This is a genomic window from Actinoplanes sp. NPDC019969, assembly GCF_055562375.1.
The window spans coordinates 319762-342040 of record NZ_JBVHFK010000013.1; the positions used below are offsets into that span (position 1 = coordinate 319762).

General features: G+C 72.3%; 21 protein-coding genes. 9 read left to right on the forward strand and 12 right to left on the reverse strand.

The window, feature by feature from the left end:
* Nucleotides 1–23 precede the first annotated feature (23 nt).
* A complete protein-coding gene (locus tag ACZ3II_RS34590) occupies nucleotides 24–647 on the forward strand; it encodes a lipoprotein (protein ID WP_465523280.1) in 624 nt (207 codons plus the stop codon).
* Here the strand turns inward: ACZ3II_RS34590 and ACZ3II_RS34595 are convergent.
* Nucleotides 644–997: a hypothetical protein gene (locus tag ACZ3II_RS34595; protein ID WP_465523282.1), complete on the reverse strand. Its 354-nt coding sequence runs from the start codon at nucleotides 995–997 to the stop codon at nucleotides 644–646. The two genes, ACZ3II_RS34590 and ACZ3II_RS34595, sit on opposite strands and share 4 nt — an antisense overlap.
* A gap of 27 nt (nucleotides 998–1024) precedes the next feature.
* Between ACZ3II_RS34595 and ACZ3II_RS34600 the strand changes: the two genes are divergently transcribed.
* The gene (locus ACZ3II_RS34600; RefSeq protein ID WP_465523284.1) at nucleotides 1025–1210 is read left to right on the forward strand and encodes a DUF1737 domain-containing protein; all 186 of its coding nucleotides are present in this window, start codon (nucleotides 1025–1027) and stop codon (nucleotides 1208–1210) included.
* A 7-nt stretch (nucleotides 1211–1217) separates the two neighbouring features.
* Here ACZ3II_RS34600 and ACZ3II_RS34605 read toward each other — a convergent pair whose 3' ends face one another.
* Nucleotides 1218–1745 carry an excalibur calcium-binding domain-containing protein gene (locus tag ACZ3II_RS34605; protein ID WP_465523286.1) on the reverse strand — a complete coding sequence of 176 codons (528 nt, stop codon included), beginning with the start codon at nucleotides 1743–1745 and terminating at the stop codon, nucleotides 1218–1220.
* A 142-nt stretch (nucleotides 1746–1887) separates the two neighbouring features.
* Nucleotides 1888–2349 carry a DUF427 domain-containing protein gene (locus ACZ3II_RS34610; RefSeq protein ID WP_465523288.1) on the reverse strand — a complete coding sequence of 154 codons (462 nt, stop codon included), beginning with the start codon at nucleotides 2347–2349 and terminating at the stop codon, nucleotides 1888–1890.
* Nucleotides 2350–2390: 41 nt separating this feature from the next.
* On the opposite strand from ACZ3II_RS34610, the gene ACZ3II_RS34615 reads away from it, so the two are divergent.
* Nucleotides 2391–2750 (forward strand): hypothetical protein, encoded by a 360-nt coding sequence (locus tag ACZ3II_RS34615; protein WP_465523378.1) that lies wholly within the window; start codon nucleotides 2391–2393, stop codon nucleotides 2748–2750.
* Between the two features lie 25 nt (nucleotides 2751–2775).
* Here the strand turns inward: ACZ3II_RS34615 and ACZ3II_RS34620 are convergent, their stop codons facing one another.
* A complete protein-coding gene (locus tag ACZ3II_RS34620; RefSeq protein WP_465523290.1) occupies nucleotides 2776–4239 on the reverse strand; it encodes a benzaldehyde dehydrogenase in 1464 nt (487 codons plus the stop codon).
* 161 nt (nucleotides 4240–4400) lie between these two features.
* Nucleotides 4401–5204 (reverse strand): IclR family transcriptional regulator, encoded by an 804-nt coding sequence (locus ACZ3II_RS34625; protein ID WP_465523292.1) that lies wholly within the window; start codon nucleotides 5202–5204, stop codon nucleotides 4401–4403.
* Between the two features lie 54 nt (nucleotides 5205–5258).
* On the opposite strand from ACZ3II_RS34625, the gene ACZ3II_RS34630 reads away from it, so the two are divergent.
* On the forward strand, nucleotides 5259–6713 hold the full coding sequence (locus tag ACZ3II_RS34630; RefSeq protein ID WP_465523294.1) for an aldehyde dehydrogenase family protein: 1455 nt from the start codon (nucleotides 5259–5261) through the stop codon (nucleotides 6711–6713).
* Nucleotides 6714–6718: 5 nt separating this feature from the next.
* Nucleotides 6719–7462 carry an alpha/beta fold hydrolase gene (locus ACZ3II_RS34635; protein WP_465523296.1) on the forward strand — a complete coding sequence of 248 codons (744 nt, stop codon included), beginning with the start codon at nucleotides 6719–6721 and terminating at the stop codon, nucleotides 7460–7462.
* A gap of 70 nt (nucleotides 7463–7532) precedes the next feature.
* Here ACZ3II_RS34635 and ACZ3II_RS34640 read toward each other — a convergent pair whose 3' ends face one another.
* From ACZ3II_RS34640 to ACZ3II_RS34660, 5 genes are all read right to left on the reverse strand, one after another.
* Nucleotides 7533–9596 carry an iron ABC transporter permease gene (locus ACZ3II_RS34640; protein WP_465523298.1) on the reverse strand — a complete coding sequence of 688 codons (2064 nt, stop codon included), beginning with the start codon at nucleotides 9594–9596 and terminating at the stop codon, nucleotides 7533–7535.
* Complete coding sequence (locus ACZ3II_RS34645; protein ID WP_465523300.1) at nucleotides 9593–10639, reverse strand: iron-siderophore ABC transporter substrate-binding protein; 1047 nt, start codon at nucleotides 10637–10639, stop codon at nucleotides 9593–9595. Before ACZ3II_RS34645 ends, ACZ3II_RS34640 begins: the two co-directional genes overlap by 4 nt.
* The gene (locus ACZ3II_RS34650; RefSeq protein ID WP_465523302.1) at nucleotides 10636–11466 is read right to left on the reverse strand and encodes an ABC transporter ATP-binding protein; all 831 of its coding nucleotides are present in this window, start codon (nucleotides 11464–11466) and stop codon (nucleotides 10636–10638) included. Before ACZ3II_RS34650 ends, ACZ3II_RS34645 begins: the two co-directional genes overlap by 4 nt.
* 61 nt (nucleotides 11467–11527) lie before the next feature.
* The gene (locus tag ACZ3II_RS34655) at nucleotides 11528–12370 is read right to left on the reverse strand and encodes an AraC family transcriptional regulator (protein WP_465523304.1); all 843 of its coding nucleotides are present in this window, start codon (nucleotides 12368–12370) and stop codon (nucleotides 11528–11530) included.
* Between the two features lie 38 nt (nucleotides 12371–12408).
* On the reverse strand, nucleotides 12409–13563 hold the full coding sequence (locus tag ACZ3II_RS34660) for an MFS transporter (protein WP_465523306.1): 1155 nt from the start codon (nucleotides 13561–13563) through the stop codon (nucleotides 12409–12411).
* Nucleotides 13564–13628: 65 nt separating this feature from the next.
* Here ACZ3II_RS34660 and ACZ3II_RS34665 point away from each other — a divergent pair, with 65 nt between their 5' ends.
* Genes ACZ3II_RS34665 through ACZ3II_RS34675 form a run of 3 tightly spaced genes read left to right on the forward strand, consistent with a single transcriptional unit; the run spans nucleotide 13629 to nucleotide 17565 of the window.
* Entirely contained in the window at nucleotides 13629–15821 is a 2193-nt protein-coding gene (locus ACZ3II_RS34665) for an Orn/Lys/Arg family decarboxylase (protein ID WP_465523308.1), read from the forward strand.
* Nucleotides 15822–15853: 32 nt separating this feature from the next.
* Nucleotides 15854–17203, forward strand: coding sequence for a M20/M25/M40 family metallo-hydrolase (locus ACZ3II_RS34670; RefSeq protein WP_465523310.1), 1350 nt, complete (start codon nucleotides 15854–15856; stop codon nucleotides 17201–17203).
* 2 nt (nucleotides 17204–17205) lie between these two features.
* Nucleotides 17206–17565, forward strand: a complete 360-nt coding sequence (locus ACZ3II_RS34675) for a TfoX/Sxy family protein (RefSeq protein ID WP_465523312.1) — start codon at nucleotides 17206–17208, stop codon at nucleotides 17563–17565.
* Here ACZ3II_RS34675 and ACZ3II_RS34680 read toward each other — a convergent pair.
* Together ACZ3II_RS34680 and lon are read right to left on the reverse strand one after the other, a co-directional pair.
* Nucleotides 17511–18920 carry an FAD-dependent oxidoreductase gene (locus tag ACZ3II_RS34680; protein WP_465523314.1) on the reverse strand — a complete coding sequence of 470 codons (1410 nt, stop codon included), beginning with the start codon at nucleotides 18918–18920 and terminating at the stop codon, nucleotides 17511–17513. The genes ACZ3II_RS34675 and ACZ3II_RS34680 overlap by 55 nt on opposite strands.
* Before the next feature lie 157 nt (nucleotides 18921–19077).
* Nucleotides 19078–21387: an endopeptidase La gene (gene lon, locus ACZ3II_RS34685; RefSeq protein ID WP_465523316.1), complete on the reverse strand. Its 2310-nt coding sequence runs from the start codon at nucleotides 21385–21387 to the stop codon at nucleotides 19078–19080.
* A 101-nt stretch (nucleotides 21388–21488) separates the two neighbouring features.
* Between lon and ACZ3II_RS34690 the strand changes: the two genes are divergently transcribed.
* A complete protein-coding gene (locus ACZ3II_RS34690; RefSeq protein ID WP_465523318.1) occupies nucleotides 21489–22235 on the forward strand; it encodes a L,D-transpeptidase family protein in 747 nt (248 codons plus the stop codon).
* Nucleotides 22236–22279: the final 44 nt, after the last annotated feature.

Sequence of the window (22279 nt, forward strand, 5' to 3'; positions counted from 1 at the left end):
CCCGTGTGTAAGCTCCCCGACCTGTGAAGACCCTACGAATCGTCGCGGTGGCCGGAGTCCTGGCCGCCGGTGGTTGCTCCGAGAGCTCGCCGGCCCCGGCGGCCCCGGCCACCACCTCCGCTGCCGCTCCCGCCGCACCCGCCGTCGCCGCGGGTGTGAAGGTCGGCCCCAAGGGCAGCCCGTGCGTGTTGCCGTTCACGTTCGACACCGCCGCCGACTGGAAGCCGAAGGCCGTCGACGTCAAGAAGTTCGGTGAGTTCGCCGAACTGGCCAAGGTCGGCGCGTTCACCACGGTCTGCGAGGTCGACGCCAAACCGGCCGGCAACATCGGCTTCCTCCGCGTCTACGTCGCCGCCGGGCTCAGCGGGCAGCCGCGGGCGCACCTGGAGTCGTTCGTCAAGGTCGGCAAGCGGCAGGTGTCCGGGGCCACCTACCAGGACATCCAGGTGGCCGGTCAGCAGGGCGCGCAGGTGACCTGGGATCTCAAGGACACCAGCCTGGACATGACCACCCGCTACTCGGCGTTCGCGATGAACACCAAGGCGGGGGCGGTCATCGTGGCGCTCAACGCGTTCGACGAGTCGGAGCACGCGGGGATGCTGCCGGCTTTCCAGCTCGCGCTGAAGTCGGCGGCGGTCGGCTCCTAGGAGACGTACCAGTCGAAGATCTCCCAGCCCAACGGGGAGATCATCACCGCCAGGGTGAGGGCGCTGACCGCGGTCGCCGCGGCCAGCGCCGGCCACTGCCGGTTCTCGGCCCGGTAACGGCGCCAGGTCAGCAGGGGCCCGGCGATCAGCAGGCCCAGCGGAACGAGCAGCACGCCGAAGAGGGTCGCCAGGACGGCGGGCATCGCCCAGGTCGGCGGCGCGTGCTCGGGAAACGACTCGGCATCGGTGGTGAGGAACGCCACGACGCCGTAGAAGTACGCCATCGCCACGATCAACTGGATCCCGGTCAGCACCGGCGTGCTGAACCGGGCCGGAACGCTCTGCCGCATCCGCTGAGGGTACGGCAGGATGGGGCGATGTCTGATCTTGCGGAGCCCCTTCGTTACCGGCTCATCACCGGCCCGGACGACGCCGAGTTCTGCGCGCGCGTCAGCAGTCTTCTCGATCAGGGTTACCGGCTGCACGGGTCGCCGACGGTGACGTTCAACGGCGTCCAGGTCATCGCCGCCCAGGCGCTCGTGCTCGCCGACAACTCACCGTGACGCCGGCCTACTCGCAGACCTTTCCGTCCTTGTCGGCGTCGCGGTACCAGGAGTATTCGGGGTCGACGCCGCGGAAGTACGGGCCGTAGCCGGCAGCCTTCGCCTTCTTGCAGGTGCTGAACCGAGGGTCCGCCCCGTCGTCCGGCTCGTCCTCCTCCACGGGCGCGGGCGGGGGCGTGGTCGGCTTCCGCGCCGGTTTGGTGGTGGCCGGCTTCGTGGTGACGACGGCGGTTGCCGGCTTCGTGGTGACGACGGCGGTGGCCGCCGACGTGGTCACGGCCGTGACCTTGGCCGGCCGGCTCGTGGCGCTGGGGGAGGAGGCGGTCGCGACGGCTGCGGGCTCGTCGTCCTCGGTGAGCGCGCCGATCGTGATGATGACCGCGAGCACCGCCATGCCGGCGCCGAGAAACTTCAGTTCCCGGCGTTCCTTGCGCTTCCGCTCCGCCTCGCGGCGGGCCTCCTCCTCCCGGCGGCGTTCCTCCTCCTCGCGGCGCCGGTCGAGCCAGCCCTGCCAGGGCGGGGTCAGGCGGAACATCGCGGCATCACGATCACGGGGGCGGGCGCTGACGGCTGCGACATGAGGTGCAGTCTGCCGCACATGATCATCTTCTAGCGATCATCCGAATGGCCGGTCCGGGAGTGATGACAGATGGTGGTATCCGACATGGCCGATCCCGTCACCAGCCGCGCGTGCCGGGGCCGCCCTTGAACGGGCCGGTGATGCCGTCGGTGATCCAGCCGCCGTAGAAGTCGCCCTCCTGCGGGCGCACCAGCTCACCGGCCACCCGGCACTCGTCGACCCGGCTCGGGTAGAACGCGACGGCCCCGGTGATCACCGCGTACGCGGGCACCGGATCCTCGTAGGACCACCCGGCACGGGACACCCGGACGTCGCCGACCACCAGGTCCCAATAGCCGGCGACACCCTTGAACTCGCAGAACGACCGGCCCGCCGCCGGCTCCAGCACACCGGCGGCGATGTCGTCGCGCGGCACGTAGTACACCGGCGGGTGCGACGTCTCCAGCACCCGGTGGCAGCGGTCACTGTCGACGATCGTCTGCCCGGCGTGCACGATCGTCACCCGGTCCGTGGTGCGCTCCACCCGTGGTGGGCGCGGGTAGTCCCACACCGATTCCATCGATCCAGAGTGCCAGGCGGTACGGTCCCCCGGTGGACATCATGAGATTGGTCGCCGACGGTGTCGACGTCCACGAGACCGACGACGATCTCACGCTGACCCTCAGCAACGCGGGCGCGGAGGTCATGCGGCTGCGGATGCGCTACGAGCGCCGCGACGACGACGTGATCAACCCGGCCGGGGTGGTCGGGCCCGGTCCGGGCGCCTTCACCCTGATCGGCCACGAGCTGACCTTGGAGTTCGGCGCACGGACCGCGGCGGACGCCGGGTACGCGCGGGACACCCGGGTACGGCTCGATCTGGACGACGAGGGGATCAGCCGGGTGCGGGCGGCGCTCCTGGAGATCCTGGAGTGCGCCTGTTACATCGTCGACACCCCGGAGGGCCGGCTCCACAGCTGAACGGATCACCAGCCCCGGTCGGGGGTCAGAAGGGGTAGGAGGCGGGTTCGCCGCGCATGGTGATCCAGCGGGTCTCGGTGAAGGCCTCGATGTTGGCGGCCGGGCCGCCGAACCGGGAGCCGGTGCCGGACGCCCCGACGCCACCGAACGGGGCGTTGGCCTCGTCGTTGACGGTCTGGTCGTTGATGTGCACGATGCCGGTCGGGATCTGCTCGGCGACGGCCAGCCCGCGCATCACGTCACGGGTGACGATGCCCAGGGACAGGCCGTACTCGCCGGCGGCGGCCAGCTCGATCGCGGCCTCCACCGACGACACCCGGGTGACCGGGGCGACCGGGCCGAACACCTCGCCGGCGAACGCGGGCGCCGAGATCGGCACGTCCGCGAGGACCGTCGCCTGATAGAACAGGTCCTGATAGGCGCCGCCGGCGGCGACCCGGGCGCCCTGGCCGGCGCTGGCCGTGACCAGGCCGTGGATCTTGTCGCGCTGGCCGGCGTCGATGATCGGGCCGAGCGCGACCTGCTCGGTGGCCGGGTCGCCGACCGGGAGCTTGGCGGCCTTGGCGGCGAGCCGTTCCACGAACTCGTCGTACAGCCGGTCGGCGACCAGATGCCGGCCGGTGGTCATGCAGATCTGGCCCTGGTTGAAGAACGAGCCCCAGGCGGCCAGATTGACCGCCGCGTCGACGTCGGCGTCGTCCAGGACCAGCAGCGCGGAGTTGCCGCCGAGCTCCAGGTGGGCGCGTTTGAGGTGCTTGCCGGCGAGTTCGCCGATCCGGCGGCCGACCGGCGTGGACCCGGTGAACGAGATGACCCGGATGTGCGGGTCGGTGATCAGCGCCTCGCCGACGTCGGCGCCGCCGGGCAGCATCTGCAGCACGCCCGGCGGCAGCCCGGCCTCCTCGAAGATCCGGGCCATCAGGGCGCCGCCGGTGACCGCGGTCCGCGGGTCCGGTTTCAGGATCACCGCGTTGCCCAGCGCCAGGGCCGGCGCGACCGACCGGATGCCCAGGATGATCGGCACGTTGAACGGGGAGATGACGCTGACCACGCCGGCCGGGAGGCGGCGGGCCATCGACAGCCGGGGCTGTTCGGACGGCAGCAACTCACCGTGCGGGCGGCTGGGCAGCGCTGCCGCCTCGAAGCACTCCTCCGCGGCGACGTGCAGGGCGAACCCGGCCATCCCCGGGACCGCGCCGACCTCGCGGATGTTCCACCAGCTGATCTCGTCGGCGTGCTGCTGCCACAGGTCACCGGCCCGGCGCAGGACGGCGGCCCGGGCGGTGTGCGGCAGGGCCGCCCACTTCTTCTGGGCTTCGGCGGCGTACGCGGCCGCCTCGGTCACGTCCTCCGCGGTGGCCCGGCCCATCCGGCCGAGTTCGGCGCCGGTGGCCGGCTCGACGACCGGATAGTCGCCGCCGCGGCCCGCTGTCCACGTGCCGTTCATGAAGATGTTGCCCTGCCAGTCGACGCTGTCGAGCAGTCCCACAGCGCGCTCCCTTCCTCGTCCGGCTGGTCGTCAGGGCTGTCTCGCGGGTGCCGAGACTGCCCTGACGACCAGCCGGGGGTGACCTACGGCCCCGGTGGCGACGACGGTAGGAGCCTGCCACGGCACCGGCAACATGCCGTTCGACTGGCTGAAACGGTTTCTTAATCTTCCGAACGGTCGCCGAGGCGCTGCGAGATCTCCCGGGCGGTCCGGCGCAGGTGCGGCTCGATCTGCGCGGTGAGCGACTCCAGGGAGTGATGGGCGGCGCTCAGATGCACCGCCACGTTCACGGCGGCGATCACCTCGCCGGTGCGGTCCCGGATCGGGGCGGCGAACGAGCGCAGGCCGGGCGCCAGCTCCTCGTCGTTCACGGCGATGCCGCTCTGGCGCACCTTGGCGAGGGCGACCATCAGCTGCTCCCGGTTGGTGATGGTGTTCGGGCCGCGACGGGCCATGTCCGAGCGCTCCAGGATCTGCCGCAGCGCCTGCGGGTCCCTCCAGGCGAGGATCGCCTTGCCCAGCGCCGTGCAGTACGCCGGCAGCCGGGACCCGACGTGCAGGTTCAGGTCGATGGCGAGGGTGTTGCGGCGGCCGCTGCGGCGCCGGTCCACGTACACCACGTCGCGGCTCTCGCAGATCGCCAGGCTGACGGTGAACCCGGTCTCGTCGGCCAGGCTCTGCAGCAGCGGCGCGGCGACCCGGGTGAGCTCCATCGACTCGATCGCGGCGAATCCGAGGTCGGCGACCTTCGGCCCGAGCGAGTACTTGCGGGTGTCCGGGTCCTGCTGGACGTAGCCGAGGTGGGCGAGGGTGGACACGTACCGGTGGGCGGTGCTCTTGGTGACGCCGGCGATCCGGGCCAGGTCGGCGATGCCGAGCACCGGCCGGCTGCTGCTGAACGCGGACAGGATGGTCAGTCCTCGTTCGAGCGAGACCGAGAAGTCACCGGGTGCCGCCTGCGTCATGGGTTCAAGATACGCCGCCTCCGTTCGGGTCAGCCGAACGTTAGGCTGGGGGTCATGCGAGCTGTGCGCCACTTCATCGGGGGAACGTGGGCGGACGCCGTCTCGGGACGCACGTACGACAACCGTTCGCCCTGGTCCGGTGCGGTGATCGGGCCGGTCGCGGCCGGTGACGAGGAGGACGCGCGGCGGGCGATCGACGCGGCGCAGCGGGCGTTCGGGCAGTGGTCGCAGGCCGCGCCCGCCCAGCGGCAGGGCATCCTGCTGCGCGCCGCCGACATCCTGGCGGACCGGCGGGGAACCGTGCTGGCGGACCTCGCCCGGGAGACCGGCTGCGGCGCCCGGTTCGGCCGGATCCAGGTCGACTTCGCGGTGAACCTGCTGCGCCAGGCCGCCCAGCTCGCCTACCAGCCGGTCGGCCAACTGCTCCCGTCCGACATCCCGGGCACCCAGGCGATGGCGGTGCGCCGGCCGGTCGGTGTGGTCGGGGCGATCGCGCCGTGGAACGCCTCGCTGTCACTGAGCGGCCGGGCCATCGCCGGGCCGCTCGCGCTGGGCAACACGGTGGTGCTGAAACCGTCGGAGGAGTCGCCGTACACCGGAGGGGTGTTGTGGGGTGAGATCCTCCACGCGGCCGGGCTGCCGGACGGCGTGCTCAACGTGGTGACGCACGCGCCCGGTGAGGCCGGGGTGATCGCGGACGCGCTGCTGGACAGCCGGCGGGTCAAACGGATCAACTTCACCGGCTCCACCCCGACCGGCCGGCGGCTCGCCGAGCAGGCCGGCAGCCGCCTGAAACGGGTCGTGCTGCAGCTCAGCGGCCAGAACCCGATGATCGTCGCCGGGGACGCCGACGTGGGCTACGCGGTCGAGGCGGCGGCGTACGGGTCCTTCCTGCACCAGGGCCAGCTGTGCATGTGCGCCCGCCGGATCTACGTGGCCCGGCCGGTGGCCGGCGAGTTCCTGGCCCGGTTCGCCGCGAAGGTGGCGTCCCTGCCGGCCGGCGACCCGGACGACCCGGCGACCGTGATCGGCCCGGTGATCAACGAGTGGGCCCTGGCCACCCTGGACCGCCGGGTCCGGCAGGCCGTCGACGCGGGCGCCCGGATCCTGGCCGGCGGCGCGGCGCGACCGCCCTGCTATCCGGCCACCGTGCTGGTCGACGTCCCGCCGCACACCGAACTCGCCGAGGCGGAGACGTTCGGCCCGATCGTCACCGTCGAGATCGTGGAGTCCGCCGAGGAGGCCGTCGAGCGGGCCAACCGGTCCGACCTGGGGCTGGTCGCGTCGATCATCTCCCGGGACGTGCCGGGCGCGCTGCGGCTGGCGGCCCGCCTGGAGGCCGGCATCGTGCACGTCAACGACCAGACGGTCAACGACGAGCCGCAGATGCCGTTCGGCGGGGTGAAGGACACCGGCTGGGGCCGTTTCGGCATTCCGATGGCGGCCGAGGAGTTCACCGAGACGCAGTGGATCTCCGTGCGGGACCAGGACCGGGTGTTCCCGTTCTGATGATCATGGGGGAGACGGTGGGGCACCTGCGGATCGGCGATGCCGACCTCTACGCGGAAGTCAGTGGCGAGGGTGATCCGGTCCTGCTGTTGCACGGTGGGTTCTGCTCGCTGGAATCGTTGCGGGCGCAGGCTGAGGCGCTGGCACCGGACCACCGGGTGTACGCGTTCGAGCGCCCCGGGCACGGCAGGTCCGCCGACATCGCGGAAGAGTACGGGTACGCCCGCGGCGTCGCCGACACCCTCGCCTACCTGGACGCCGTCGGTCTCCCGTCGGCCCACATCGTCGGGTACAGCGACGGCGCGATCATCGGGCTTCTGCTCGCCCTCGACCATCCGGAGCGGGTGCGCTCGCTGACCGCGATCAGCGCGAACCTCGACCCGTCCGCGTTCACCGACTCCGCCGGGACCGTGCTCAGCGCGCAACCCCGGGAGCCGCGGCCGGACGTCGAACGGATGCACTACGAGCGGCTGTCCCCGGACGGGCCGGGCCATGCCGACGTGGTGCTGGCGAAGCTGTTCCGGCTGTGGACCAGCGAACCGCACATCGACCCGGAGGACCTGGCTCGGATCACCGCGCCGGTGCTGGTGATGGCCGGCGACCGGGACACCGTGCGGCCCGATCACAGTCTGCTCATCGCCGCGTCGATCCCCGGCGCGCAGCTCTGCATCGTGCCGGGGACCTCGCATCACCTCGTCGCCGAACGCCCCGGCCTGGTCAGCCTGCTGATCCGCGACTTTTTGGGATAGAACCCGGCTGGCGCCCATGGCTGTCTCGCGGCACGCGAGACAGCCATGAGAACCAGCCGGGGCTCGACCTTCAGCGACGGAGCAGCCAGACGAAGTAGGGCGCGCCGATCAGGGCCATCATCAGGCCGGCCGGGATCTGCGCCGGGGCGATCACGGTCCGGCCCAGGGTGTCGGCGACGCACACCAGGAGGGCGCCGAGCAGCATGGCGACCGGGACGATCCGGCCGTGGCGGGCGCCGGCGAGGCGGCGGGCCAGGTGCGGGGCGACCAGGCCGGCGAACCCGACGACCCCGACGGCGATCACGCTGACGGCGGCGGTGCCGGCCGCGACGGTCAGCAGGGTCAGTCGCGCGCGGTCGCGGCGTACCCCGAAGATCTGTGGGGTGTCCTCGTCGACGGCGAGAAGATCCAGGTCGCGGCGGTACGCCAGGACCACGGGCGTGGCCAGCAGCAGCACCACGGCGACCGGCAGCACGTCCGCGAACGTCCTGCCGTAGGTGGTGCCGGACAGCCAGGTGAGGATCCGCGGGGTGTCCCACGGGTCGGCGCGCAGCAGCAGGAAGGTGCTGACGTTGCTGAGCGCGTACCCGCAGCCGATGCCGATCAGCAGGAACCGGTCCGGCAGCAGCCCGCCGCGCCAGGCCAGGCGGGTGATCAGCGCGAACGTGCCGAGGCCGAGAGCGACAGCGGCGGCGATCAGGGCGGGACGGCCGCCGGACAGGCCGGAGGTGACCACGAGGACCGCGCCCAGGCCGGCGCCGGCGGTGATGCCGAGCACGCCCGGCTCGGCGAGGGGGTTGCGGACCGTGCCCTGCACGACGGTTCCGGCGAGGGCGAGCGCCGCCCCGGCGGCGACGGCGGCGGCCACCCGGGGCGCCCGGTCGTCGAGGGCCCGGCCGATCAGGTCCGGTGCGGCGCCCTGCAGCCACAACGCGATGTCGCCGGTGCGCAGCCACAGGCTGCCGGACAGCAGACCGGCCAGCACCGCGCCGGCGAGCAGCACCGATACGACGGCGACGACGGTCAGGAAGCGGCGGCGGGACCGGACCGCGACGTGCGCGCGGGGCGCCTCCCGGACCGCGCCGACGTCCCGCAGCCGCAGCGCCAGGATCACGATCACCACGGCGCCGAGCAGCGCCGTCGGGATGCCGGTGGGGATCGAGGCGGCGGCTTGCGCGCCCAGGACCGCCCGCAGCGCCACGTCGGCCAGCAGCACCAGCAGCGCCCCGGCCAGCCCGCACGCGGGGATCAGGAACGCGTGCCGGCCGAGCACGCCGATCCGGTTCGCGGCCAGGCGCACCACGACCGGCGCGGCCAGGCCGATGAACGCGATCGGCCCGGCCAGGGTCACCGAGACGCTGGTCAGCAGGACGGCGCAGAGCACCGCGAGGAGCCGGGTGGCGCGGACCCGGACACCGAGCGAGGCGGCCGTGTCGTCGCCGAGGCCGAGCACGTCGAGCCGCCGGGACAGCAGCAGCGCGGCGGCCAGCACGATGCCGATGACGGGGGCGGCGCGCAGGGCGGCGTCCAGGTTCAACTGGGCGAGGGAGCCGCTGCCCCAGGCGTACAGGCCGGTGGTGTTCTCCTGGAACAGGATCAGCAGGGTCGCCGTCGCCGCGTCGAGTGCCATCGCCACCGCCGACCCGGCCAGGATCAGCCGGGTCGAGGCGATGCCCGCGCCGAACCCGACCAGGCCGAGCACCAGCGCCGCGGCCAGCACACCGCCGGTGAACGCGACCGCCCCGGACGCCCACAGCGGCACCGTGACACCGAACGCGGCGACCGCGCACAGCGCGAAGTAGGCCCCGGCGGTTACCGCGAGGGTGTCCGGGGCGGCCAGGGCGTTGCGGGTGACCGACTGCAGCAGCGCGCCGGCGGTGCCGAGCGCGACACCGACGGCCACCCCGGCGAGCACGCGCGGTAGGCGGGAGCCGGTCAGGACATATTCGACCGGTACGCCGCCGACCTGCTCCCGCGCCCCGAACAGGTGGCGCAGCAGATCCGCCGGCCCGACACCGGACGTGCCCTGGGTGACGTGCCAGAGACCGGCCCCGGCGACGGCGACGAGCAGGACGGCCAGCACTGCCGCCCCGCTCACGCCACGGCCGGCGCCGATGCGGGTGTCGCTGTTCACGCCTTGGTCAGGATCTTCACGTACGCGTCGATCGCCTGCTCGTTGGAGAGCGGCCCGCCCGCGCCCCAGACGCCGGCCGGGAAGGCGTGCGCGCGGTTCTCCTTGACCGCCGGCAGCGCCGTCCAGATCGGGCTCTTGCGCAGCTGCGTGACGTAGCTGTCGGCGGTCTCGTCGTCGGAGTAGAACAGGGTGGCCGAGCCGACGGCGGTGAGGCCCTCGATGTCGGTCTGGGCGAGACCGTAGGCCGGGTCGACACCGCCGCTGCCGTACGCCGCATTGATCTTGTCGGTCCAGGCGGGCGTCAGCCCGAGCTGCTCGCCGAGCTCGGTGAACAGGGCGCCCTTGCCGTACGGGCGGATCACCACGTTGCCGCCCTCGATCCAGCCGTCGAAGAACAGGAAGTCCTTGGCCGTCACGTTCGCGGCGGCGACCTTCTGCTCGGCCTCGGCGAGGTGCTCGTCGAACTGCTTCAGGACCAGGTCGGCGCGTTCGGTACGGCCGGTCGCCGTACCGATCATCGAGAAGACCTTCTTCATGTTCGCGATCTGCCCGGACGCGTCCGCGCCGACCGTGGCCAGCACCGGGACCCCGCGCTTCGCCAGCTTGGTGATGATCTCGTCGTCGGCCTTGAACGCCTCCACGATGATCAGATCCGGGTCGGTGGCGTAGATCGCGTCCAGGTCCGGCTCGCCGCGCTGCCCGGCGTCGGCCACGCCGTCCGGCAGCTTCTCGGCCTTCACGTAGGTGCCGTAACCCTTCGGGTCGGCGACCGCAACCGGGTTGAGGCACAGGGTGAGCAGGTCCTCGGTCTGCTGCCACTCCAGGACGGCGACCCGCTGCGCGGGCTTGGCGAGTTCGACCGTGCGGCCGACGCCGTCGGTGAGCGACACCGGGCCGGTCGCGGTCGTGGTGGTGTCGTTCGCGCAGGTCTGCGAGGTGGGGGCGGAGGGGGCCGCGGCGGGTTCGTCGACCTTCGTGGTGCCGCAGGCCGCGACCGTGGCGAGGGTCACGGCAGTGGCCGCGAGGTGGGCGAGGCGGATCATGCGAGCTTCTCTCCAGGGGTGGTGCGGGTACGGGCGGGATACCGCCCGACGGGGTCGATGCGCAGCCGGCCGGTGCGCGGGTCGCGTTCGACGTCGACGCGCAGGCCGTACACCTCGCTGAGGTTTCCGGCGGTGAGCACCTGCGCGGGGTCGCCGGCCGCGTGCACCCGCCCGGCGTGCAGGAGCAGCAGGGTGTCGGCGACCCGGGCGGCGTGGTCGAGGTCGTGCAGCACGATGCCGACGGCGGCGCCGTGCTCGCCGGCCAGGTCGCGCACCAGGTCCAGGGTCTCGATCTGGTAGCGCAGGTCGAGGTGGTTGGTGGGTTCGTCGAGCAGCACGACACCGGTCTCCTGGGCCAGGCAGGCGGCCAGCCACACGCGCTGCATCTCGCCGCCGGACAGTTCGCCGGCGGTCCGTCCGGCCATGTCGTGGACGCCGGTGACCGTCATCGCCCGTTCGACCGCGGCCCGGTCCGCGGCGGACGGCCCGGCGAAGCGCCGCCGGTGCGGGTGCCGGCCGAACAGGACCACCTCGCGGACGGTGAGCCCGTGCGGGGCCGGCCGCGACTGGGCGAACAGGGTGACCTCGGTGGCGAACTCCCGGGCGCTGAGCAGCGACACCGGCCGGTCCGCGCCGAGCAGCACCGTGCCCTCGTCGACGCGGTGCAGCCGGGCCAGGGAGCGCAGCAGCGTGGACTTGCCGCTGCCGTTCGGCCCGATCAGCGCGGTCACGTGACCGGGTGTCAGCTCGACCGAGACGCCGTGCACCACCGGCGTCCTGCCGTAGCGCAGGACGAGGCGGTCGCCGCGCAGAGCGGGCGAGGACATGGGATCAGCTCCGTAGGTAAGGGTTGCCTTGCCTTACGGAGGCTAGGTGATCTTGAAGTTGTCAGCAATCCTGCACTCGGGACAGCTGATACGGGATTCCGGACATCAGCGCTCCCGGTGTCACCCGCATCACCCGGCGGAACGCGGCGATGAACGTGCTCGGCTGGGCGTACCCGAGCCGCTCCGACACGCTCTGCACGTCCGCGCCCGCCGACAGCAGCGCCAGGGCCTCGTGCACCCGCAGCGCCTGCCGCCACTGCGCGAACGACAGCCCGGTCGCGCCCCGGAACGCCCGGGTGATCGTCCGGTCGCTGAGGCCCAGCTCCGCGGCCCACTCCTGCAGCCCACGGTCGTCGGACGGATTCTCCAGCAGCGCCTCGGCGATTCCGTCGATCCGCGGATCACCCGGCAGCTCCAGGGCGAACTGCCGCTCCGACGGGACGAGCACGTCGAACACCACCGCCTCGGTACGGGCCCGCGCGCCCGGCTCCAGCTCATCCGAGGCCAGGCGCAGCAGTAACGACTCCAGCAGCGGCGTCATCGTGATCAAGGTCGGCTCGGTGAAGGCGATCACGTCCGGGGTGCGATCCGGGGCGAAGAACGCGTCGTGCAGCTCGGCCGACGCCGTCAGCCGGCCACCGTGCATCACCCCGGCCGGCAGCCACAGGCCGAAACCGGGCGGCACGGTCAGGATCCGGTTGCCGATCCGGGAGGTCAGCGTGCCGCCGCGCACCCACACCAGCTCGTGCATCGGATGGGTGTGCGGCAGCCAGTCGGTCGCGGTGCCCGGCACCTCGGACTCGGCGAAGATCGTCAGGTCACCCGGCGGCACCGACACGGCCCGGCGGACCACGGTTGCCGGATCGCGCCGCCATGTGCCCAGGCTGACGTCGGGTGCGAGCATGCCGGGGAGCGTACGTGGCGACCTCCCGGGAGATTCGTTCACGTGCTCCGCAGCGCACCCCGTGCGCGCACCATGGCCCAGGCGCCGGCCAGTGGACCGGGCGCGAGCAGCAGGAACGCCCAGCGCCAACCGGCCGCGGCGGCGAGCACCGGGACCAGCTGGATGGTGACGACGGTCAGCGCGAAACCGATCGCCGTCTGCGCGGTCAGGGCGGTGCCCACGTACCTGGCGTCGGCGACCTCGCTCAGCGCCGTGGAGAACACCCCGGAGTCGGCGATCACCGCCGCGCCCCACACCACGGCGAGCGCCGCGACCAGCGCAGGTGGTGCGGCGAAGAACAGCGGGGAGAGCAGGCAGCAGAGGCCGCTGACGGCGAGGGCGGTGACCGCGGCGGGCACCCGGCCGAACCGGTCCGCGGCCCAGCCACCGAGCAGGCAGCCGGCCACCCCGGCGACCCCGATCGCCGTGAACGCCAGGAGGCTGCCGCCGCCACCGCCCATGGCCAGGAAGGTGGGGAGCCAGGTCCACAGCGCGTACAGCTCCCACATGTGACCGAAATAGCCCAGGTTCACCAGGCGGGGGCCGCGTTCCCGGAACATCGTCACGGCGTACCGCGGATGGGGTCGCGGCGGCACGCCGCGGGCGAACTGGGGACCCTCCCGCACCAGCGCCGCCGCCAGCACCGCCCCGGCGGCAGCGCACCCGGCGGCGGCGCCCATCACCCCGCGCCACGGCAGGTCGCCGAGGCCGCGGATCAGGTGCGGCAGGGCCGACCCGAGAGTCAGCGCGCCGATCATGACGCCGAAGGCGAGGCCCCGGCGGCCGGGCGGGGTCCAGGAGGCGGTCAGTTTCATGCCGACCGGGTAGACCCCGGCCAGGAAGACGCCGGTGAGGAACCGCAGCGGCACCGCGCCGGCCAGGCTGTCGACGGCGCCGGCGAAGACCGCGGTGCACCCGGCGGCCAGCGCGGCGCAGACCGCCATCAGCAGGTGCGCCCGGATCCGGTCGGCCAGGTTGAACGCGGCCGAGACGACCGCCCCGGCGACGAACCCGAGCTGGACCGAGGCGGTCAGCCAGACGGCGGCGCTCGCGCTGATGCCCCACGACTCGCGCAGCGCGGGCACCACGGCGGACGCGGAGAACCACACCGTCAGGGCGAGCACCTGCACGGCGGCGATCACCATCCGCTGCATGTCAAGATCATCTCATGTGCGCGGTTTCCGGGACGGGCCGCCCGCTCCCCGGCTAGCGTCACGGCATGTCGTTCCCCGTCGCTCTGGTCGCGCCCGCGAACGGCGCCACCGGGGCGCGGCGACCCCTCGACCTGCTCGAGGAAGCCCTGGTCCGGGCCGGTCTGGAGCTGCGGGAGTACGGCGCGGAACGCCCCGGCATGCTCGCGCACATCGCCCGGTCCAGCGCGACCATCGTCTACGCCCTGCATCCCACCGACGCTCCCGCGATCCGGCTCGCCGCCGACTTCGTGGAGACGATCCGGGCGCACAACGACCGGGTGCCGATCCTGCTGTTCGGTGAGCAGCTGACCGCGCGCGGCATCCCGCAGACGGTCCTCGCCCGCATCGACGGGGTGGTCAACGCCTACGAGGACACCCCGGACTTCCTGGCCCGCAAGATCAAGCGGGAGGTCGGCCACTACGTCGGGCAGCTCGCGCCGCCGTTCTTCGCCGCGCTGATGCGGTACGCCGCCGACGGCGCCTACTCCTGGCACTGCCCCGGCCACTCCGGCGGCACCGCGTTCCTCAAGAGCCCGGTCGGCACCCTGTTCCACGAGTTCTTCGGCGAGAACCTGCTGCGCGCCGACGTGTGCAACGCCGTCGAGGACCTCGGGCAGCTGCTCGACCACACCGGCCCGATCGCCGACAGCGAGCGCCTCGCCGCCCGGACGTTCCGCGCCGACCACCTCTACTTCGTCACCAACGGCACCTCCACCTCCAACAAGATCGTGTGGAACTCCCTGGTGGGGCCGGGGGACGTCGTCGCCGTCGACCGGAACTGCCACAAGTCGGTGCTGCACGCGATCATGATCACCGGCGCCGTACCCATCTATCTCATGCCGACCCGCAACAAGGCCGGCATCATCGGGCCCATCCCGCGCAGCGAGTTCAGCCCGGCCGCGCTGCGCGCCAAGATCGAGGCCAGTCCGCTGATCACCGACAAGACCCGGCCGATCCGGCTGCTGGCGCTCACCCAGTCCACCTACGACGGGATCATCTACCGCGCCGACGAGCTGCGGCGGACCCTCGACGGGGTGGCCGACGCCCTGCACTTCGACGAGGCGTGGCTGCCGCACGCCGCGTTCCACCCGCTGTACGAGGGCATGCACGGTGTCGCCAACGACCGGGACCGCACCGATCACACCGTCGTCTACGCCACCCAGTCCACCCACAAACTCCTCGCCGGCCTCTCCCAGGCGTCCCAGATCCTCGTCCAGGACACCGCCGGCGGTCGTTTCGACGAGCGGGTGTTCGCCCAGGCGTACCGGATGCACACCTCCACCAGCCCGCAGTACGCCATCATCGCCAGCTGCGACGTCTCCGCCGAGATGATGGCCGGCAAACGCGGCCCCGCCCTGGTCGAGGAGGTGATCACCGAGGCGATGGAGTTCCGCCGCGCGATCATCCGGATCGGCACGGAACAGCCCGGCTGGTGGTTCGGCGTGTGGGGGCCGGACACCCCGCCGCGCACCGGGCTCGCCGAGCGCGCCGAGTGGGAACTGACGGCGGACGCCACCTGGCACGGCTTCGCGAAGGTCGACGACGGGTTCACCATGCTTGACCCGATCAAGGTCACCCTCACCACGCCGGGCCTGACCGTGCACGGCGAGTTCAGCGCCCCCGGTGAGCCCGCGATCCCCGGCGTGGTGCTGGCCCGCTACCTCGCCGAACACGGGGTGGTGGTGGAGAAGGTCGGGCTGTACTCGCTGTTCGTGCTGTTCACCATCGGCGTCACCAAGGGACGGTGGAACTCGCTGGTCGCCGAGCTGCACCGGTTCAAGGCCGCCTACGACGGCAACGCCCGGGTGGAACGGCTCATGCCGGCCTTCGCGGCGAGCTTCCCGGGGTACGCGGCCCGCGGTCTCCGGGATCTCTGCGCCGACCTGCACGCCACCTACCGCGACGCCGACCTGGCCGAGCTGACCACCACCGTCTACACCGAGCCGGTCGAACAGGTCACCCCGCCCGCCGAGGCATGGACGGCGATGGCGGCCGGGCGGGTCGAGCACGTGCCGGTGACCGAGCTGGCCGGGCGGACCACGGCGGTGCTGCTCACGCCGTACCCGCCGGGGATCCCGCTGCTGGTGCCGGGCGAGCGGATCAGCGCGCCGATCGTGCGGTTCCTGCGCCACGAGCAGATCCTGGCGCAGCGCTGGCCCGGCTTCACCGGCATCACCCACGGCGTCGTCGACGACACGGTCGCCTGTCTCAGACATTGATGAGCGTGGACATGTGCGGCAGAGTGGGGCGCATGTCGACGAGGCGCACCATCCTGATGGCCGGCGCGGCGTCAGCCGCCGGCGTCGCCGTTCCGGGCCCCGCCAAGGCGGCGCCACCCGACCGGGAGCTGCGGGCCGTCCTGCGGGAGATCGATCCACGCCGGGTCGAGGCGATCGTCCGCAAGCTGGTGTCGTTTGGCACCCGGCACACCCTGTCCGCGCAGGACGACCCGAACCGGGGCATCGGCGCGGCCCGCGACTGGATCTTCGCCGAGCTGCAGCGGTACGCCGCCGCCGGCGCCGGCCGGATGACCGTCGAGCAGCAGTCGTTCATCCAGCCGGTCTCGCCCCGCGTCCCCGCCCCGACCCGTATCACCAACGTCATCGCCACCCTGCGCGGCAGCGTCAACCCGGACCGGATCTACGTGGTCACCGGCCACTACGACTCCCGGGTCACCGACGTGATGGACGCGGTCAAGGACGCCCCGGGCGCCGACGACGACGCCTCCGGCGTGGCGGTGATCATGGAGCTGGCCCGCGTCCTGGCGACGCGGCGGCCCGGGGCGACCCTGGTGTTCGCGGCGGTCGCCGGCGAGGAGCAGGGGCTGTACGGCTCCGACCACATGGCCCAGCAGTACCGGGACGCCGGCGCCGACGTCCAGGCCATGTTCAGCAACGACATCGTCGGCACCGGCGACGCCCACGACGGCACCCGTCCCGACGCGCGCACCGTGCGCCTGTTCGTCGAGGGGGTGCCCACGTCGGAGACCGCCGCCGAGGCGACCGTCCGCAAGAGCACCGGCGGCGAGAACGACGGCCCGTCCCGGCAGCTCGGCCGCTTCGTCAAGGACACCGAACCGGACGGCACGAACGTGCGGGTGATCTGGCGGCGCGACCGCTACCTGCGCGGCAGCGACCACATCTCGTTCCTGCTGCGCGGGTACCCGGCGGCCCGGTTCACCGAGCCGCGGGAGAACTTCGCCCACGAGCACCAGGACGTCCGGGTGGAGAACGGCGTCCAGTACGGCGACCTGCCCGAGTTCTGCGACTTCCACTACATCGCCCGCGTCGCCCGGGTCAACGCGGCCGCGCTGTGGTCCCTCGCCCAGGCGCCCGGCACCCCGAAAGGCGTGGTCATCGACACCACCCAGCTCACCAACGAGACCACACTGCGGTGGCAGCTCGGCACCGAGCCGGGCCTGGCAGGATACGAGGTGGTGTGGCGGGAGACCACCGCCCCCGACTGGCAGCACTCGCTGCCGGTCGGCAAGGTCGGCACGGTCACCGTCGACCTGTCCAAGGACAACGTCCTGTTCGGCGTACGGGCGGTCGCCACCAACGGCCACCGCAGCCCGGCCGCCGCCCCGAGCCCACAGAGGTGAACGTGGCGTACGACCCGCAACTCGCCGACCGCATCCGGGCCGCCCTCGCCGGCCGTACCGTGCGGGAGGTTCGCATGTTCGGGGGTTTGAGTTTCATGGTCGACGACAAGCTCACCGCCACCGCGAACACCCACGGCGACCTGATGGTGCGCTGCGACCCGGCCCGCGCCGACGCCCTCCTGGAACGCGACGGCGCGCAGTGGCCGCAGATGCGCGGCAAACGGATGAGCAAGGGCTGGATCGTCGTGGACGCCGGCAGCGTCGCCTCCGACGAGGTCCTCGCCGGCTGGATCCGGGAGGCCCTCGACTACACCGGCGCCGGTTCCGCGGGGGCCGGCTCCGGGACGGCCTCGCTCGAATGACGGTGCCGAAGGTTTACCAGCAATGATCTGAGCAGCACCGACGGGGTGGCCAGGGTGCTCGGATGGGCGAGCATGAACGCGACGTCGTTGAACTTCGTCGCGATCCGCAGGTCCACCGTCGCCGCCGCGATCACCTGGCCCGCCAGCGCGCGTTGCAGGCGTACCGCGAAGGGGGGTCTCGTGGTCTCGGTCCGCTGCGCGTCGCCCGCGGTGGACAGCTCCCACGCGGCGTCCACCACGACCTTCTGCAGCCGCAGGAACTCCGTCGCCGGCCGGTCGAGATCCGGACCCCCGCACAGGTATTCCGACAGGCAGGAGGCGTGCAGCGCGGCCGACGACATGCCCTGCCCGTAGACCGGGTTGAACGAGGCCACCGCATCGCCGACGCTGACCAGCCGGGCCGGGAACCGGGTCAGCCGGTCGAAGTGGCGGCGCCGCGCGTCAGCCTGACGGTAGGTGCGCACCTCACTGACCGGTTCCTGCCGGGCGATCCGCTGGAACAGCTGCGGCAGGTCGGTGCACCGGGCGAGGAAGTCGTCCAGGTCCGGCAGCGGGCGATCCGCCCCGTACGTGGTCAGCATCAGCATCCACCGCATGTCCTCGATCGCGGTGACCGCCGCCTGCGTCCGCTTCCGGTAGTGCGGCGAGAAACGCGAGATCGCCGCCCCGGTCGGCGGATCCTCCTCGGCTCGCCGGAAGTACGCCGTCGCGTAGTTGACGTCGATGCGCATCCGTTCGAGTTCGGGCCGTTCCCAGCCGTCCTCGTGCAGCCAGTCCGACAGCCTGCTCGCCCGGCCCATGGCGTCCACCACGAAGTCGGCGGGCAGGTCGCGGCCGGCGACCCGGACCGCGGTGACCCGGCCGGCGCCGTACCGGAGCCCTTCGGCGGCGCCGCTGACCTGGTGGACGTTGCCGAGCGCCAGGGTGCGCCGGCGCAGCATGGTCTCCAGGAAGGTCCGGCTCTCGCTCAGCAGCACGGCGTTCGGCGCCTGTACCGCGGCGACGTCGTCGGCCCACGCCTGGACCTGGTGCGGCAGGGACAGCACCGCGCCCCGGCTGACCGCCTCCGCGGTGAACCCGGGGAACCAGCGCTCGATCTGCTCGCGGCCGGCCGGCAGGAGCGTGTGCACCTGGAACTGCTGCGGAACCCCGCGCCGGCCGCCGGCGCCGTCCTCGCCGGTCTCGTCGCGTTCCACCACGACGACCTCGTCGGCGTGGTCGGCGAGCACGCGCGCCGCGAGCAGCCCGGCGACGCTGCCGCCGAGCACTATCGCGCGCCGCAGCGACTTCGCCCCGGCCACGGGTTTCCGGGTGCTGCTCAGCCTGATGAACGTCTCGGCTGGTCGTTGCCTCACTTCTGATGCCTCTCCGATCGCGGTGCCCCCACACCGGGGGCACGGGCTTCTCCAGAGTGGCCACGGACGCCGCGTCGGCGGCCGTAAAGTCCGAAGCCCGATCGGGCGCCGCACCGGGATCCGACAGTCGAGACCCGGATCCCGGTGCGTCCCTTTCTCAGGCCACCGCGACCGCGTCGGCGGAGACCGGCTCCAGGGCGGTGCGCAGAATGTCCCGCACGTCCGACACGATGTGCACGGTCAGCGCCTCCCGCACGTCGGCGGGCACGTCGTCCAGGTCCGGCTCGTTGCGCTCCGGGAGGAAGACCTCGGTCAGGCCGGCCCGCTGGGCGGCCAGAAGCTTCTGCTTCACCCCGCCGATCGGCAGGACCCGGCCGGTCAGCGACACCTCGCCGGTCATCCCGACCTCGGCCCGCACGTTGCGGCCCAGCAGCAGCGACACCAGCGCCGTCACCATGGTGACGCCCGCCGACGGGCCGTCCTTCGGCACCGCACCGGCCGGGACGTGCAGGTGGATCGGGTGGTCCAGCTGCTCCGGGGAGATGCCGAGCGCGCCGGCGTTGGCCCGCACCCAGGACAGCGCGATCTGCGCCGACTCCTTCATCACGTCACCGAGCTGGCCGGTCACCGACAGGCCGCCGGAGTTGCCGGGCAGCAGCGACGCCTCGATCCAGAGCACGTCACCGCCCATGCCGGTGACCGCGAGGCCGGTGGCGACGCCGGGCACGGCGGTGCGCTCGCCGGACTCCGGGGTGAACCGGGGACGGCCGATCAGGTCCTTCAGGTCGCCGGTGTCCACGGTCGCCGGGAGCTCACGCAGAGACACCTTGCGGAACGCCTTGGCGAGCAGGCGTTCAAAGACCCGTACGCCCGCCTCCCGGGTGTAATTCGCGGCGATCTCGCGCAACGCGTCCTCGGTGACGGTCACCTCGCCGGGGGAGAGGGCGGCGCGTTCGAGCTGGCGCGGCACCAGGAAGTCGCGGGCGATGGCGACCTTGTCGTTCTCGGTGTAGCCGTCGATGGTGATCAGCTCCATCCGGTCGAACAGCGCCTGCGGAATCGTCTCCAGGACGTTCGCGGTGGCGATGAACAGCACGTCCGACAGGTCCAGGTCGAGGTCCAGGTAGTGGTCGCGGAACGTGTGGTTCTGCGCCGGGTCCAGCACCTCCAGCAGCGCCGCCGCCGGGTCGCCGCGGTAGTCGCTCCCGACCTTGTCCACCTCGTCCAGCAGCACCACCGGGTTCAGCGTGCCGGCCTCCTTGATCGCGCGGACGATCCGGCCGGGCAGCGCGCCCACGTAGGTGCGCCGGTGCCCGCGGATCTCCGCCTCGTCCCGGACGCCGCCGAGCGCGACCCGGACGAACTTGCGGCCCAGCGTGCGGGCCACCGACTCACCGAGCGACGTCTTGCCGACCCCGGGCGGGCCGGCGAGGAGGATCACCGCGCCGGAACCCCGGCCGCCGATCGTCTCCAGGCCACGCGACTCGCGCCGGGCCCGGACACCGAGGTATTCGACGATGCGCTCCTTGACCTCGTCGAGACCGTGGTGGTCGGCGTCGAGCACCGCCCGCGCGGCTTCGAGGTCGGTGTTGTCCGTGGTCCGCTCGTTCCACGGCAGGTCCAGGACGGTGTCGAGCCAGGTCCGGATCCAGGCGGCCTCCGGGTTCTGGTCGCCTGCCTTCTCCAGCTTGCCGGCCTCCCGCAGCGCCGCCTCACGGACCGCCTCCGGCAGGTCGGCGGCCTCGATCCGGGACCGGTAGTCGTCGGTGCCGTCCGGCTCGCCCTCGCCGAGCTCCTTGCGGATCGCCTTGAGCTGTTCCCGCAGCAGGTACTCGCGGTTGCGCTTCTCGACCGATTCGCGGACGTCCTTCTCGATCGTCTCGCTGACCTCGGACTCGGCCAGGAAATCGCGGGTCCACTCGATCAGCAGCCGCAGCCGGGCCTCGACGTCCGGGGTCTCCAGCAGCTCACGTTTGCGATCGTTGTTCAGGTACGGCGCCCAGCCGGCGGTGTCCGCCAGATCACTCGGGTCGTCGATGGCGCTGACCGAGTCGATGACCTGCCACGCCTCACGACGTTGCAGGACCGAGACGACCAGTTTCTTGTACGCGTCCGCGAGGTCGCGTACCTCCGGGTTCGCCGGGGTCGCCGGAACGGGTTCGGCCTCCACCCACAGGGCGGCACCGGGGCCGGTCACCCCACTGCCGATCCTGGCGCGCGGGCCGGTCCGCAGCACGGCGGCGGGAGAGCCGCCACGGATCTTGCCGACCTGTTCCAGGGTGGCGATCACGCCGTACGAGGCGTACCGGTCCTCCAGCCGCGGGGCGATCAGCAGCTCGGAGCCGGCCGACGTGCGGGCCGCGTCGACGGCGGCCTGCGCGGCCTCGTCGAGAACGACCGGAACGACCATGCCCGGAAGCAGGACGGTGTCATCGAGGAACAGCACGGGGAGTCGCTTGCTGGTCACGGTTACCTCCGGGAAGTTGAGTACGCACGACTCAACTCCACCGGTCTTCCGGATCTTCCGGCGTTCACTTTCAGCGAACACAGGCCCTAAGATCGACGGCCATGAGACGGTTCGCGGCCCTGTCCGCGCTGGTGATCACGATCATGCTGCTGCCCGCCTCACCGGCCGGCGCCGCACTGCCCGACATGCTGGCCCACGTCGGCGACGCCCGGCAGCTCGTCGTCGTCACCGGGCAGAGCTGGACGTCGACCCAGGCGACAGTGCGGGCGTACCAGAAAGGCTCCGACAACCGGTGGCGGGAAGTCCTCACCGCCATGCCCGCCCGCATCGGGTACGGCGGCTGGCGGTGGACACCGATCCGGCGCCAGGACACCGGGCAGACCCCGGCCGGGACGTTCACCCTCACCGAGGCGTTCGGGGTCCGCGCGAACCCGGGCGCCCGGCTGCCGTACCGCAAGGTCGACGGCAACGACCACTGGGCCGGCGACAACCAGGACGCGAAGACGTACAACCTGTTCCAGACGTGGGCGTCGCCGTACCGCACCTGGCGCACCTCCGAGGCGGAACGCCTCGCCGGCTACCCCACCCAGTACGCGCACGCCATCGTCATCGACTTCAACAAGCCGAAAGGCGTGCGGTACGACACCGTCCGCGGCCAGAACATCGCCGACCAGCCCGCCGACACCCGGCTCGGCTCAGCGATCTTCCTGCACGCCAGCGGCGCCGGGTCCACCGCCGGCTGCGTCTCCGTCGCCCTGCCCGATATGGTCCGCCTGCTGACCTGGCTCGACCCGGCCCACAAGCCCCGCATCGTGATGGCGCCCGCCGTCGCCCTCCGAGCCGCCTGACCCCTCTGCCCGGTACGGCAGGTCGCGTTCCCGCTGTAACGATG

Bases quoted from the DNA above. Each gene is read 5' to 3' on its own strand.
- ACZ3II_RS34595 (WP_465523282.1), bottom strand. From the start codon at position 997: ATGCGGCAGAGCGTTCCGGCCCGGTTCAGCACGCCGGTGCTGACCGGG.
- ACZ3II_RS34600 (WP_465523284.1), top strand. From the start codon at position 1,025: ATGTCTGATCTTGCGGAGCCCCTTCGTTACCGGCTCATCACCGGCCCG.
- ACZ3II_RS34605 (WP_465523286.1), bottom strand. From the start codon at position 1,745: ATGTTCCGCCTGACCCCGCCCTGGCAGGGCTGGCTCGACCGGCGCCGC.
- ACZ3II_RS34610 (WP_465523288.1), bottom strand. From the start codon at position 2,349: ATGGAATCGGTGTGGGACTACCCGCGCCCACCACGGGTGGAGCGCACC.
- ACZ3II_RS34615 (WP_465523378.1), top strand. From the start codon at position 2,391: ATGAGATTGGTCGCCGACGGTGTCGACGTCCACGAGACCGACGACGAT.
- ACZ3II_RS34625 (WP_465523292.1), bottom strand. From the start codon at position 5,204: ATGACGCAGGCGGCACCCGGTGACTTCTCGGTCTCGCTCGAACGAGGA.
- ACZ3II_RS34630 (WP_465523294.1), top strand. From the start codon at position 5,259: ATGCGAGCTGTGCGCCACTTCATCGGGGGAACGTGGGCGGACGCCGTC.
- ACZ3II_RS34635 (WP_465523296.1), top strand. From the start codon at position 6,719: ATGGGGGAGACGGTGGGGCACCTGCGGATCGGCGATGCCGACCTCTAC.
- ACZ3II_RS34645 (WP_465523300.1), bottom strand. From the start codon at position 10,639: ATGATCCGCCTCGCCCACCTCGCGGCCACTGCCGTGACCCTCGCCACG.
- ACZ3II_RS34650 (WP_465523302.1), bottom strand. From the start codon at position 11,466: ATGTCCTCGCCCGCTCTGCGCGGCGACCGCCTCGTCCTGCGCTACGGC.
- ACZ3II_RS34655 (WP_465523304.1), bottom strand. From the start codon at position 12,370: ATGCTCGCACCCGACGTCAGCCTGGGCACATGGCGGCGCGATCCGGCA.
- ACZ3II_RS34660 (WP_465523306.1), bottom strand. From the start codon at position 13,563: ATGCAGCGGATGGTGATCGCCGCCGTGCAGGTGCTCGCCCTGACGGTG.
- ACZ3II_RS34665 (WP_465523308.1), top strand. From the start codon at position 13,629: ATGTCGTTCCCCGTCGCTCTGGTCGCGCCCGCGAACGGCGCCACCGGG.
- ACZ3II_RS34670 (WP_465523310.1), top strand. From the start codon at position 15,854: ATGTCGACGAGGCGCACCATCCTGATGGCCGGCGCGGCGTCAGCCGCC.
- ACZ3II_RS34690 (WP_465523318.1), top strand. From the start codon at position 21,489: ATGAGACGGTTCGCGGCCCTGTCCGCGCTGGTGATCACGATCATGCTG.